This window comes from Erythrobacter sp. S43 (assembly GCF_057364955.1).
This window is the reverse complement of record NZ_CP200285.1, coordinates 2472372-2484710: the sequence shown is the minus strand read 5'-3', so window position 1 is coordinate 2484710 and position 12339 is coordinate 2472372. Positions and strand designations below refer to the sequence as shown.

Sequence of the window (12339 nt, the reverse complement as noted above, 5' to 3'; positions counted from 1 at the left end):
TGGTCAAACACCTTGGAACCGCGACGAACCGAGTAGCTCGAAGCAATCAGCCAACCATGTGATGGGCATCACGCTGATGCCACTCCTCAGTGAGCTGTGGGCGCACCCGTGCCAGAACCGCCCGGGGTTCCACCCGGTTGGCTCGCGAGATCGTCAGCTTCGGTCCATTCAATCGGAGCCAGCACTTCGGTCAATGCCTGTTCGAGCACTTGGTCGACATGCGCCACCGGCACGATTTCCAAGCCTTCCTTCACATTGTCGGGCAGCTCGGCGAGGTCTTTGACGTTCTCTTCCGGGATCAACACTTTCTTGATCCCGCCACGCAGGGCAGCGAGCAGTTTCTCTTTCAATCCGCCAATCGCCAACACGCGGCCGCGCAGAGTGACTTCGCCTGTCATCGCCACATCTGGCCGCACCGCCACGCCCGAAAGGGTCGATACGATCGACGTCACCATCCCGATACCAGCGCTCGGTCCATCCTTTGGCACCGCGCCTTCGGGCAGGTGGATGTGGATGTTCTTGCGATGGAACAGCGATGGCTTGATCCCGTACGCCGGCGCACGTGACTTCACGAAGCTGAACGCCGCCGCGACGCTTTCCTGCATCACATCGCCCAGCTTACCGGTGGTCTTGATCTCGCCCTTGCCCGGCGTGGTGACGCTTTCGATGGTGAGCAGTTCACCGCCGACCGACGTCCATGCCAAACCCGTCACCGCACCGATTTGCGGCTCGTCTTCAGACATGCCGTGCTTGAATTTGCGCACACCGGCAAACTCGCCAAGGTTTTCTGGCGTGATCGTGACCGAGGTCGCTTCCTTTTCAAGGATCTTGCGCAGGCTCTTACGCGCCAGCCGCGCGATTTCACGCTCCAACGTTCGCACACCGGCTTCACGGGTGTAAAACCGGATCAGGTCGCGCAGACCCTCTTCGGTCAGCTCGAACTCACCATCTTTCAGACCGTGATCGTCGACCTGCTTGCGGATCAAGTGACGTGTCGCAATCTCGACCTTCTCGTCCTCGGTGTAACCTTCCAGACGGATGATCTCCATCCGGTCCAGCAGCGGCTGAGGGAGATCGAGGCTGTTCGCGGTGGTCACAAACATGATGTCTGACAGGTCGAGGTCGAGCTCGAGATAGTGGTCCTGGAACTTGTTGTTCTGTTCCGGGTCCAGCACTTCGAGCAGCGCCGATGCCGGATCGCCGCGGAAGTCCTGACCGAGCTTGTCGATCTCGTCGAGCAGGAACAGCGGGTTGCTGGTCCCGGCCTTCTTCAGGTTGTTGACGATCTTGCCCGGCATCGAACCGATATAGGTCCGGCGGTGACCACGGATTTCCGCTTCGTCACGCACGCCGCCCAGTGATTGGCGCACAAATTCGCGGCCTGTTGCCTTGGCAATCGATTTGCCGAGCGAGGTCTTACCGACGCCCGGAGGGCCTACGAGACACAGGATCGGACCTTTCAGCTTATTGGTCCGTGCCTGCACCGCGAGATATTCGATGATGCGGTCTTTGACCTTCTCAAGCCCGTAGTGATCGGCGTCGAGAATTTCCTGAGCCTTGGCGATGTCCTTTTTGACGCGGCTCTTTTTGCCCCACGGCAGGCCCAGCAGCACGTCGAGATAATTGCGCACCACGGTCGCCTCGGCAGACATGGGCTGCATGCCTTTGAGCTTTTTCAGCTCGGCATTGGCCTTTTCCTTGGCGTCTTTGGAAAGCTTGGTTTCTTCAATCTTCTTGGTCAGCTCGGCCAGCTCATCGCCGTCCTCGCCATCACCGCCACCCAGCTCGCTCTGGATCGCTTTGAGCTGTTCGTTGAGGTAATATTCGCGCTGCGTTTTTTCCATCTGGCGCTTTACGCGGCCACGGATCTTGCGCTCGACCTGAAGCACCGAAAGCTCGCCTTCCATAAAGGCCATGACGAGTTCGAGCCGCTTGAGCGGCGACGCTTCGGTCAGCAGCGATTGCTTGTCCGATACCTTGGCGTTCAGCGCAGCAGCGATTGTGTCGGCCAGATCGCCCGCATCATCCACGTCCGAAACATCGACCTTTGCGTCATCGCCCATCTTCTTATTGAGCTTCGCATATTCGCCGAACTGCTCGGTCACCTGGCGCATCAGCGCGGTGACTTCGCTGCCCGAAACCGTCTCCGGCTCGATCATGGCGACTTCCGCGAGGACATAGTCATCCTCGGCGCGCATCGAAGCGAGCGTGGCGCGGTGGGTGCCTTCGACCAGCACGCGCACCGTGCCATCGGGCAGTTTGAGCATTTGCAGAACCTGCGCGACGACGCCCACGTCATATAGGTCATCGCCTTCCGGATCGTCGGTGCCCGGATCAAGCTGCGCGAGCAGGAAGATATCCTTGCTGGCTTCCATCGCTGCTTCGAGCGCGGCCACGGATTTGTCGCGGCCCACAAACAGCGGCACGACCATGCCCGGGAAAACGACGATGTCACGGAGAGGGAGAAGAGGGAAATGCTGTGTCATGATGGAGAATATGGGTAGCGGGCGCGGTGGCCGCAATGGCGAAGGTCAGGAAGCTGTGGACGCGGTGGGCATGGCGTGATGCGTGCGTTTGAGAGTCAAAGGCAGGTGCCCCATTCGGGTGGTCCGGGTTTTTCAACCATCACTTTGGTCGTTTTCTGGATTTCTTCGGGTGTGGCTTGGGCCATTGCGTACAAGAATACCTTGGAATCTTCGTCGCTTCCAAGTTCGCACAACTTCTCGGTTGGCGTGCCCGCCTGGCCCATCTGAGAACGAAACTGGTCTATCCGATCCCTACTCCAACCGTGGGCCTCGAACTTTTCCGCCAGTTCATTTCGCGCGCGTTCGTAGGCTTCAAGCGTCGCAGCGCTGGCCGCTTGGTCGCCCAAATCACACCGGGAAGCGACTTGAAATGATGCCTCGATGATCGCAGCCCAGCAGACTGGCCCCATGTTCGTAGAGAACATCTCCTCAACAACTGCCTCGCCTGATTCTGGATCGGCTTGCTGATTTCCAGCGGATACAATGGCAGCCAATCCCGAAAGGCCGACTGCCATGATCGGCAACGCTAAGGGCAGCCGCACTTACCTCACCCCATCCCGGGCAGGTTGAATCCCGGTGGCAGGCCCATGCCGCTTTGCATGTTTTTCATTTCCTCGGCGGAGACACGGTCGGCCTTGTCGCGCGCGTCGTTAAACGCGGCGGTGACGAGGTCTTCGACTATGTTTTTCTCTTCCGGCTTCATCAAGCTATCATCGATGTTGACGCCCAGAATGCGGCCCTTTGCGGTCGCCTTCACGGTGACCAATCCGCCGCCCGCAGCGCCTTCGACTTCGATCGAGTCGAGCTTAACCTGCATGTCGTTCATCTGGTTCTGGATCGTTTCAGCAGCCTGCTGAGCGGCCTGCATCATTTCTTCCATCGACTTCATCGGGGGTCTCCGTTGTTCGGGTCAGCCGCGCGCGACGCGGGCCACTTTGTTGTTCGGTTCGATCAGCTCGGCATCGGGAAACGCCTCCAGCGTCGCCTTCACCAGCGGATCCGAGCGGATACGGTCACTTTCAGCCTTCGCCGCGGCTTCCGCCTGCTCTCTAAGTGATAGGTGCGCCTCGCCCGCTCCCTTTTCAACCAGCCAGCGCTTGCCCGTGAGCTTGAACAGCGCGTCGCGGATATCGGGCGCGGGGTCATCAGGGTAATTGTCGGCCTGCTCGTAGGTCAGCTTTTCAGGCGCCAGTTCAATCACGCGGATACGATCGCGCATCATCTGGGCCACGCGAAGGTGCCCGGCATTGTCGACCTGTTCGACCAGATGCGCCCAATCAAGCCCGCCTGTTTCTGCCGAAGCCGTGGCGCCTTCCGCTGGCACTCCACTGCCCGCTGCCGGAGCAAAACCCTCTTTCGCCATCTGCTCGATACGCTTGGCGAGCTTGCCCGGATCGGGAAGTTCCGATGCATGCAGTGCGCGAAGCAGAGCCATTTGCAGTGAAACCAGTGGATCGGGCGCTTGGCGCACTTCCTCATGGCCCTTCAGCAGCAATTGCCACAAGCGGTGCAGCTGGGCCGCGCTCAGTTTTTGCGCGAACTCCGCGAGCGCCGCGCGCTCATCTTCGCTCGGCGCATTGGGCTCGGCCCCGCCAACCTGCGACACCGTGATCCGGTGGACGATATCCATCAGCGCCCGCATCAGCGCCAGCGGCTCGACACCCAATGCATATTGTTCGTCAATCGCATCGATCAATGCGGGCGCATCCGCTTCAAGCAGGTGGGTGAGCAATGCTCGCTGCGCGCCTTTGTCGGCGAGCCCGATCATGTCGCGCACGCGGGCGGCTGTTACCTTGCCGTCGGAATCGAGGTCGGCATGGGCAATCGCTTGGTCGAGAATAGAGAGACCATCGCGCACTGACCCTTCGGCCGCAGAAGCGATGATATTGAGCGCCTCTTCCTCGGCCTCAACGCCTTCCTTTGCACAGACATTGCCGAAATGTTCGGCGAGCATGGAGGCCGGAATGCGGCGCAGATCGAAGCGCTGCGTGCGGCTGAGCACCGTGACCGGCAGCTTGTCGACTTCGGTTGTCGCGAACAGGAACTTCACATGCGCGGGCGGCTCTTCCAGCGTCTTCAGCAGCGCGTTGAAGGCGTTGCGCGACAGCATGTGAACTTCGTCGATGATGTATATCTTGTAGCGCGCCGAGACCGCAGCATAGCGCACCGCCTCGATAATCTCGCGCACGTCATCCACGCCGGTGTGCGAGGCGGCGTCCATCTCGATCACGTCCATGTGCTGCCCTTCGGCAATCGCACGGCACGGTTCACACTGGCCGCATGGATCGATGGTTGGACCGCCCTCGCCATCTGGCCCGACGCAGTTCAATGCCTTGGCGATCAGACGCGCGGTCGAAGTTTTACCAACCCCGCGCACACCCGTCATCAAAAACGCATGCGCCAGCCGGTCCCGCTCAATCGCATTGGCAAGCGTGCGCACCATTGGCTTCTGACCGATCAGCTCGGAGAAAGTTTGCGGCCGGTATTTGCGAGCGAGAACGCGATAGGGCTGATTATCTGAGGTGGGCGCGGGAGTTGGCGTCGGAGCAGGTGAAGGCTCAGCAACCGCTGGCTCAAGTCCACCAAACATCAGAATCCTGCCCCGCCGCCTCCAGCTCAGCTGCGGTCGGCTTATCGTCCTCTTCAGGCGCGTTCAGATCAGGATCGGAATCAGTCACGCCGACACGCTACGCGGTTGCCAGCGCTTTGTCATGGCGCAGATCATCAAAGATTTGAGGAAAAGGAGCCGAGCGACCCGCCGCAATTCACCTGGGCTGCTTCCTTCCGGACCTGACCCGGTGAGCGAACGCAAACGTCCACCCGACTCCCGAGCGGCCATATGGCGATCCCGCATGAACTTGGCAAGATCATCTTGTCGCCCTAGGCTCCGGTTCGGGGAGAGAAAATATGGCAAAAGCTTTGGCAAAGCCGCTTTGGGGAGCAGCGGCGTTGGCGCTGATCGTTGGGCATGTCCAGGTAGCGGCGCAACCAACGACCATCGATTTCGGTCAGGATGTCGGCGAATTCACAAATGACGGGGAATGCGACGATCCCCGCTTCACCGGCGAAGGCATGTCGGCGGTGGTGCTGACCGACACCATCGGACGCGACGCCAGCGATTGCAGCGCGGCGATGGAGGCAGGCAAACTATCGGTCAATCCGCTCTATGCCAATCCGAATGCCAACGACACCATTCTGTTCGGCGACGATGCTTCACAATTCGCCAATGATGGTGAGTGCGATGATATCCGCTTCTTTCGCGCTGGTTCAGCCGAAGCGATATACATTGCCGAAGATGTCGGCCACGATGCCACCGACTGCAAGGCGGCATTCGAGGCGGGCAAAGCGACCTGGCAAGGCCATCTCGCCAACCCGGTCCGTGGGGTCACGGCAGATGATCTGGAAGAAAAGCACACCGCCATGCTCAAGGTGGTGCACTGAGCACCGGAGTTACCGGAAATTGTCGGCGTAGGCTTGCAGCTTGAGTGACGTTTTCGGCGTCGCGTGAACGCGCGCCGTGATGCCGTGTTTCGCCGCATAGGCTTTCGCTGCCTCTTTATCGGGAAAAGTCAGCTTCACCTGCTGTTGCGTATCGCCGCTGCCTGACCAGCCCATCAGCGGATCTGGCTTCATCGCCTGCGAACGCTCGAATTCGAGCACCCAGTTCTCTGTCTTCGCCTTGCCCGATTGCATGGCGGATTTCGGCGTTTGGTAGATAATTGCAGTCATCATCGATCCCTTCGATGGCCGCCCAATAATCCAATCCTATCCGCGATTGAAGGCGTTTTTTGTCTTTAGGCTCGGCTTTTCCACCCAAGGCTGCTCGGGCCAGCGGTGCTTGGGATACCGCCCCTTCATGTCTTTGGCGACATCAGCCCAACTGCCGCGCCAAAAACCGGGCAGATCGCGCGTCGACTGGATCGGGCGACCAGCCGGACTGGTGAGCTTCAGCAAAAGCGGTGTGTGGCCAATCATCGGGTGCTGATCGAGGCCAAACAGGGCCTGCACGCGCACCTCCACGCTTGGCGCGTCGTCTCCCGCGTAGTCGATGGTATGGCTCGTTCCGGCAGGTGAAGTGAACTTGGTGGGCGCCTCACTATCCAGCCGCTGACGCTCATTCCAATCAAGCGCGTTCATGGCCGCCTCGGCATATCGATGCGCCGGCGGATCGAGATCGCGGCGCCCCTCAAGCAAAGGCGCCAACCAAAGCGCGGCGTTCTCCGCCAGAGCAGATTTGGACAGCCCTTCTACGCCTGCAAATTCGGCACGTGCGAGAAAGCCAGAAGGCAGCAATTTCCCCAGCTTCTCCAGAGCTTTCTCCACAAGGATATCCACAAGCTGCTGTGTGTCAGGATCGGGGTCTGGTGCGCTGGACAAAGTGATCGCACCCAGTCGCTTATGCAACCGCGCTTCGACCCGCTTTTCTGTTGAATTCCAGATTACTCGGGATGATTTCTCTATTCGGCTCTCAAGTGCCTCCTCGACTTCGCGCGGGGTCAATTCTGCACCCGAAGTGATCCTGGCCCCCTTCGCCTGACCCTGCGCATCGGCGATCACGATCCATTCGGCGCGGGCCAGTGGCGATGCGTGATCGAGGACGAAGCCGCGTCCACCGACACTAATCCAATTCTCTCCCGAGGCATCGCGCCTGCGGGCGACAAAGTCCGGCCTTGCAAGAGCGAGAAACAGCGCCGGATTACCGAGCGGCTCCAGCGCCTGTTCAACCAGCTTTTGAGCCTGCGCGGCCCATCCTGCGGCAAGCTTTCGTGCGGCATCGGCCTTTCGACCACGCTCTCCATGCCAACGAACGAGACGTTGCGACAAATCTTCCCCGCGCCCGCCCAAAGCGCGTTCCTGCGTCAACATCACAAGCTTCGCCGCCTCGCCCGCTTGCCCATGCTGCGCCCCTCGCAAGACCGCTGAGGCGGATGCCGGGTCAAGCGGCAGGCGGGCAATCTTCTGACCCCATTCCGTGATGCGATTGCCGTCATCCAGCGCACCCATTGTCTGTAGTGTCGATTGCGCGGTCTCGACCGACGCAGTGGACGGCGCATCAAGCCAATTCAGTTCAGCCGGATCGCCGGTGCCCCACTTGGCCAGCCTTAGAAGGAGCGGCGCCAAGTCTGCGATCTCTATCTCCGGCGGGGCAAACTCTGGCCGGCCAAGATGCCCGCCTTCTTCCCAGAGGCGATAGGCAACACCTGGCTCTTGCCGCGCAGCGCGCCCTGCCCGTTGCGTTGCCGCCGCTTGGCTGGCGCGGTGAGTGACCAGCCGCGTGGTGCCAGCCGCGCGGTCGAACTCGGCATGGCGGGACAGGCCGCTATCGACCACCACCGACACGCCATCCAGCGTAAGCGAGGTCTCGGCGATGGCGGTCGCCAGCACCACCCGCCGCCTACCGTCAGGATCGCGCTGGATCGCCTGACGCTGCGCCGCGGGCTCAACCTGCCCGTGGAGCGGAAGGATCGGCGTATCCTTGAGCTTGGCCTCCAATTGCTCGCGCACCCGCTCAATCTCGCGCACGCCAGGCAGGAAGGCGAGGATGTCGCCATCTTGTTCGCGCCATGCAGTCATCACGCCAGCGACCACCTGCTCCTCGATCCGCTGTGAGGGGTTGCTGCCAAGCCATTTGATTTCCAAAGGAAAGCTACGCCCTTCACTCTCGATCACCGGCGCGTCATCGCCCAGCAAACGGCTGAACCGCGCACCGTCGATCGTTGCCGACATCACCAGCACGCGCAAGTCTTCGCGCAGCACGCCACGGCTTTCGAGCGCCAATGCGAGGCCCAGATCGCTGTCGAGGTGCCGCTCATGCGCCTCGTCGAACAGCACCGCCGAAACACCCGACAATTCAGGGTCATCAACCAGTTTGTTCACAAAGATCGCCTCGGTCATCACCACCACACGGGTCTTGGCCGAAGTCTTGCTGTCGAGGCGGGTCATATAGCCGATGGTCTCGCCCGGCTTCTCGCCCAGTTGCTGCGCGATACGCTCAGCAGCCGCCCTCGCAGCGACACGGCGCGGTGATGTGAGCAGGATCTGGCCGCTGCACCATTCCTCATCCAGCAGAGCTGGCGCGACCGCCGTGGTCTTACCCGCCCCGGGCGGCGCAATCAGCACAGCAGCGCCCCGGCCCGCCAAAGCGGACTTCAGGTCAGGCAATGCATCATGGATGGGTAGGTTCAGGCTCACGCCCAACCGGTAGCGGGCTTAGTATCCGCGCGCGACCGCAAATTGCGCGGCTTCGGCCATCGCCTGACGCGCTTTGCTGTCGGGGAAGATCGAGATCGCATCAATCGCGCGCTGTGCGAAATGGCGTGCGCGTTCGCGGGTGTCTTCAACCGCGTCGTATTTCTCAATAATGCGGATCGCTTCGGCGAGGTCATCATCCGAAGAACGGTGCCCCAAGATCGCGTCTTTCCAGAATTTGCGCTCGCTCTCGTCACCGCGCGCATAGGCGAGGATCACCGGCAGTGTCATTTTGCCTTCGCGAAAGTCGTCGCCTTGGTCCTTGCCCATTTCAGCAGCGTCAGAATCGTAATCGATCGCGTCATCGACGAGCTGGAACGCAACGCCGAGATTTCGCCCATAATCTTCCAGAGCGCGCTCTTGCTCTTCGCCGCATTCGGCAACGACGGCGCTGATCTGGCTAGCCGCAGCAAACAGGGCAGCAGTCTTTGCGCCGATAATGTGGAGGTAGCGTTCCTCGCTGGTTTCGATCTGGCGCTGCGCGGTCAACTGGCTGACTTCGCCTTCCGCGATCACGGCGCTGGCGTGGCTGAGGATTTTGAGCACGCGCAAAGAACCGTCTTCAGTCATCAGCTCGAACGCCCGGCTGAACAGGAAATCACCGACCAGCACAGTCGCGGGATTGCCGAAGATGATATTGGCCGCCGCCTTACCCCGACGCAGTTCGCTGCCGTCAACCACATCGTCGTGCAGCAAAGTCGCCGTGTGAATAAATTCCACCGCCGCTGCGAGCTTGTGATGGCGTTCCCCCTGATATCCGACAAGCTCGGCCCCGGCGAGCGTCAGCATCGGGCGCAAACGCTTGCCCCCGCCAGAGATCAAATGCCCGGCTAGACGCGGGATCAGCGGGATCTCGCTCTGCATGCGCTCAAGGATAACAGTGTTGACCGAATTCATCCCGTTCGCGGTCAAAGACAGCATCGGCTCAAGCGACGGCTGTTTGCGCGGCAGTGGAACGACTTCGGCGGTCATGAAAAAAGCCCTTAGGTGGACGCACACTTGCTTGGCAAGCGCTCAATTGTTGCTAGCTTTGCAGTCTATGACGGACTCTACGCAACCAACCACCGACAGTTCCAGCCAGCCCGACCAGGTGCTGGCGATGTATCGCAAGAGCATCGACAATATCGACGCTGCGATCATTCACATGCTGGCCGAACGGTTTCGCATCACGCAGGCGGTGGGCGAGTATAAGGCCAAGGTTACCCTGCCCCCTGCCGATCCCGCGCGCGAACAGCGACAGATCGAGCGGCTGCGTAAGCTGTCCGAAGAGGCGGACCTTGATCCCGAATTCAGCGAGAAGTTCCTGCGCTTCATCATCGACGAAGTGATCCGTCACCACGAAAAGGCGCGCGAGAGCTAGGCGCAGATTACGCGCTAACCGGACGCGGCGCCGATCGGTTTACGCCCGAGGCAGGACCAGCTCGACCAGCAGGCCGCCCAGATCTTCGCTCTCGCTCAGAAGTACATCGCCGCCGTAAATCTCTGCCACATCGCGAACGATGGCGAGGCCAAGGCCTGTGCCCGGTTTCCCCGTATCCAGCCGCGCGCCCCGATCAAAGATACGCTCACGCTCTTCTTCGGGAATGCCGGTGCCATCGTCTTCTACCCAGATGCGGCAGAATTTTTTGTCTTCGGGTTCTGCGTCGACGGTGACGAACACACTGCCCCCGCCATATTTGGCTGCGTTCTCGATCAGGTTGCCGAGAATCTCGTCGATATCCTGTCGCTCCGCGGCGACCATCGCGTCCTTGTTGCCCGCGATATCCAAGCGGCCGCTGGGATAGAGCCGCTCGACTGCGCGCCGCACCGCCTCTGCGCTTTGGTGGACATTGGCGCGGGCATGGCCGACCGCGCGACGTCCGACTGCACGAGCGCGAGCAAGGTGGTGCTCGACATGGCGCTGCATCACGCGTGTTTCGCGGAAGACGGCATCGCTGAGCTTGGGATCCTGGGCGGTCGCGGCGTTGGTCAGCACGGTCAGCGGCGTTTTCAGCGCGTGAGCGAGATTGCCCGCATGCGTGCGCGCTTCCTCTGCCTGTTTGACCGAGTGGGCGAGCAGCGCGTTGAGCTCATCGACCATCGGTTGAACCTCGGTCGGCAGCGGTTCGGTGATGCGGTTTTCGCCGGTGTTGCGCAGCCGCAATATCGCATCACGCACGCGGCGCAGTGGCGAAAGACCGTAGCGGATCTGCAGCAGCGACATGACGATCAGACCGACCGCGAGAACAAGGAAACTCCAGATCAGGATCGAACGGATGCGATTGATCTGCTCTTCCAGATCAGATCGCGCCGAGGCAACCGCGAAGGTCCAGCGCTTCTCGCTACCCGGCAGGATCAGCGTGCGCTCGGCAATGCGCAGCGGCTCACCATCAAACTGGTAACTGTCATAGAACTGCGGATTGGGATTGGCTTCTTCGCCCTCCGCTGGTCCGCGCAATTCCAGCCGTTCATCCCACAAGCTTTGCGATGCGTCCGCGACCAATGAGAGTGAGGTGAAGTCCTCTTTCCCGTTGGCGCTGATCTGCCAATACAGACCGCTATTCGGCGAAAGGAAACGTTGATCCCCTAAGCGCCGGTAAAAGTAGATTTCACCATCGGAATCGATTTCCGAGTTGGCGACCATCGCTTTCAGCGTGGTTTCAAGCTGCCGGTCAAAGCTGCCCTGCACTTCTGCCGTGATCGCCCGGTCGAGCGCGATACCGCCGACAAGCAGCAGCACCGTGATCCAGCCCGCTGCGATGAGCCCCATGCGCCGCGCAAGGCTGCGTTTGGTTCCACTGGACTGCTCAGCGGTTTCACCCGTCTCCGGCTCCGAAGCAGCGGAACTGCTGCTATCGGAGCCTGAGCCGGTCGGCTGCCCCTCGCTCTTAAGCTCGGGGTGCGTCTGCGGGGTCGTCGAGGCTGTAACCGAGGCCACGGATCGTAGTAATTACCTCTGCGCCAAGTTTCTTACGGATGCGGGTGACGAACACTTCGATCGTGTTCAGATCGCGGTCGAAGTCCTGATCGTAAATGTGCTCGATTAACTCAGTCCAGACTCACGACCTTGCCCTTGTGGTGCATCAGGTAGCTGAGCAGCTTATATTCCTGCGCCGTCAGCTTGACCGGTTCACCATTCAGGGTGACACGGCCCGAACGGGTATCCAGACGGACATCGCCGGCGGTGAGTTCGGAAGAGGTGTTGCCCGACGCACGGCGAATAAGCGCGCGCAGGCGAGCGATCAGCTCTTCGGTCTGGAACGGTTTTGCAAGATAGTCATCCGCACCCGCGTCCAAACCGGCGACCTTGTCAGACCAGCTGTCACGCGCGGTCAGAACCAGAACTGGAAAATCACGGTTCTCTTTGCGCCATTTGCCCAGAACGGTGAGGCCATCGATCTTGGGCAGACCCAGATCGAGGACAACCGCGTCATATTCTTCGGTGCTTCCAAGGAAGTGGCCGTCTTCGCCATCGGGCGAAAGGTCAACCGCATAGCCGTTCTGCTCCAGCGTTGTTTTCAACTGCTGGCCTAGCGTCGGCTCATCCTCGACAATCAATATCCGCATGTTCCACCATTATATTCTT

General features: G+C 60.5%; 10 protein-coding genes, 1 other RNA gene and 1 pseudogene. 2 read left to right on the top strand and 10 right to left on the bottom strand.

The window, feature by feature from the left end; all coding sequences use genetic code 11:
- Positions 1 to 86: 86 nt before the first annotated feature.
- From lon to ffs, 5 genes are all read right to left on the bottom strand, one after another.
- Positions 87 to 2486, bottom strand: coding sequence for an endopeptidase La (lon, locus tag AC0V6K_RS12210; RefSeq protein ID WP_472622611.1), 2400 nt, complete (start codon positions 2484 to 2486; stop codon positions 87 to 89).
- 95 nt (positions 2487 to 2581) lie between these two features.
- Positions 2582 to 3067, bottom strand: coding sequence for a hypothetical protein (locus tag AC0V6K_RS12205; RefSeq protein WP_486172653.1), 486 nt, complete (start codon positions 3065 to 3067; stop codon positions 2582 to 2584).
- Positions 3068 to 3072: 5 nt separating this feature from the next.
- Positions 3073 to 3414 carry a YbaB/EbfC family nucleoid-associated protein gene (locus tag AC0V6K_RS12200; protein ID WP_472622607.1) on the bottom strand — a complete coding sequence of 114 codons (342 nt, stop codon included), beginning with the start codon at positions 3412 to 3414 and terminating at the stop codon, positions 3073 to 3075.
- Between the two features lie 21 nt (positions 3415 to 3435).
- Positions 3436 to 5115 carry a DNA polymerase III subunit gamma/tau gene (locus tag AC0V6K_RS12195; protein ID WP_472622605.1) on the bottom strand — a complete coding sequence of 560 codons (1680 nt, stop codon included), beginning with the start codon at positions 5113 to 5115 and terminating at the stop codon, positions 3436 to 3438.
- 146 nt (positions 5116 to 5261) lie between these two features.
- Positions 5262 to 5356: signal recognition particle sRNA small type (gene ffs, locus AC0V6K_RS12190), an RNA gene on the bottom strand.
- A 76-nt stretch (positions 5357 to 5432) separates the two neighbouring features.
- Between ffs and AC0V6K_RS12185 the strand changes: the two genes are divergently transcribed.
- Complete coding sequence (locus AC0V6K_RS12185; RefSeq protein WP_472622603.1) at positions 5433 to 5966, top strand: hypothetical protein; 534 nt, start codon at positions 5433 to 5435, stop codon at positions 5964 to 5966.
- A gap of 9 nt (positions 5967 to 5975) precedes the next feature.
- Here AC0V6K_RS12185 and AC0V6K_RS12180 read toward each other — a convergent pair whose 3' ends face one another.
- Genes AC0V6K_RS12180 through AC0V6K_RS12170 form a run of 3 tightly spaced genes read right to left on the bottom strand, consistent with a single transcriptional unit; the run spans position 5976 to position 9746 of the window.
- On the bottom strand, positions 5976 to 6254 hold the full coding sequence (locus AC0V6K_RS12180; protein ID WP_472622601.1) for an NADH dehydrogenase ubiquinone Fe-S protein 4: 279 nt from the start codon (positions 6252 to 6254) through the stop codon (positions 5976 to 5978).
- Positions 6255 to 6290: 36 nt separating this feature from the next.
- On the bottom strand, positions 6291 to 8717 hold the full coding sequence (hrpB, locus tag AC0V6K_RS12175; protein WP_486172652.1) for an ATP-dependent helicase HrpB: 2427 nt from the start codon (positions 8715 to 8717) through the stop codon (positions 6291 to 6293).
- Between the two features lie 18 nt (positions 8718 to 8735).
- On the bottom strand, positions 8736 to 9746 hold the full coding sequence (locus AC0V6K_RS12170; RefSeq protein WP_472622597.1) for a polyprenyl synthetase family protein: 1011 nt from the start codon (positions 9744 to 9746) through the stop codon (positions 8736 to 8738).
- A gap of 67 nt (positions 9747 to 9813) precedes the next feature.
- Here AC0V6K_RS12170 and AC0V6K_RS12165 point away from each other — a divergent pair, with 67 nt between their 5' ends.
- The gene (locus AC0V6K_RS12165) at positions 9814 to 10134 is read left to right on the top strand and encodes a chorismate mutase (RefSeq protein WP_472622595.1); all 321 of its coding nucleotides are present in this window, start codon (positions 9814 to 9816) and stop codon (positions 10132 to 10134) included.
- 39 nt (positions 10135 to 10173) lie between these two features.
- Here AC0V6K_RS12165 and AC0V6K_RS12160 read toward each other — a convergent pair whose 3' ends face one another.
- Positions 10174 to 11523, bottom strand: coding sequence for a sensor histidine kinase (locus AC0V6K_RS12160; protein WP_472626139.1), 1350 nt, complete (start codon positions 11521 to 11523; stop codon positions 10174 to 10176).
- A gap of 118 nt (positions 11524 to 11641) precedes the next feature.
- Positions 11642 to 12320 (bottom strand): annotated as a pseudogene (locus tag AC0V6K_RS12155) (response regulator transcription factor).
- Between the last annotated feature and the right edge of the window lie 19 nt (positions 12321 to 12339).

What these genes read in the sequence shown, in the direction of transcription:
- lon (WP_472622611.1), bottom strand. Translation starts at nt 2,486, where the DNA reads ATGACACAGCATTTCCCTCTTCTCCCTCTCCGTGACATCGTCGTTTTC.
- AC0V6K_RS12200 (WP_472622607.1), bottom strand. Translation starts at nt 3,414, where the DNA reads ATGAAGTCGATGGAAGAAATGATGCAGGCCGCTCAGCAGGCTGCTGAA.
- AC0V6K_RS12195 (WP_472622605.1), bottom strand. Translation starts at nt 5,115, where the DNA reads ATGTTTGGTGGACTTGAGCCAGCGGTTGCTGAGCCTTCACCTGCTCCG.
- AC0V6K_RS12185 (WP_472622603.1), top strand. Translation starts at nt 5,433, where the DNA reads ATGGCAAAAGCTTTGGCAAAGCCGCTTTGGGGAGCAGCGGCGTTGGCG.
- AC0V6K_RS12180 (WP_472622601.1), bottom strand. Translation starts at nt 6,254, where the DNA reads ATGACTGCAATTATCTACCAAACGCCGAAATCCGCCATGCAATCGGGC.
- AC0V6K_RS12170 (WP_472622597.1), bottom strand. Translation starts at nt 9,746, where the DNA reads ATGACCGCCGAAGTCGTTCCACTGCCGCGCAAACAGCCGTCGCTTGAG.
- AC0V6K_RS12165 (WP_472622595.1), top strand. Translation starts at nt 9,814, where the DNA reads ATGACGGACTCTACGCAACCAACCACCGACAGTTCCAGCCAGCCCGAC.
- AC0V6K_RS12160 (WP_472626139.1), bottom strand. Translation starts at nt 11,523, where the DNA reads ATGGGGCTCATCGCAGCGGGCTGGATCACGGTGCTGCTGCTTGTCGGC.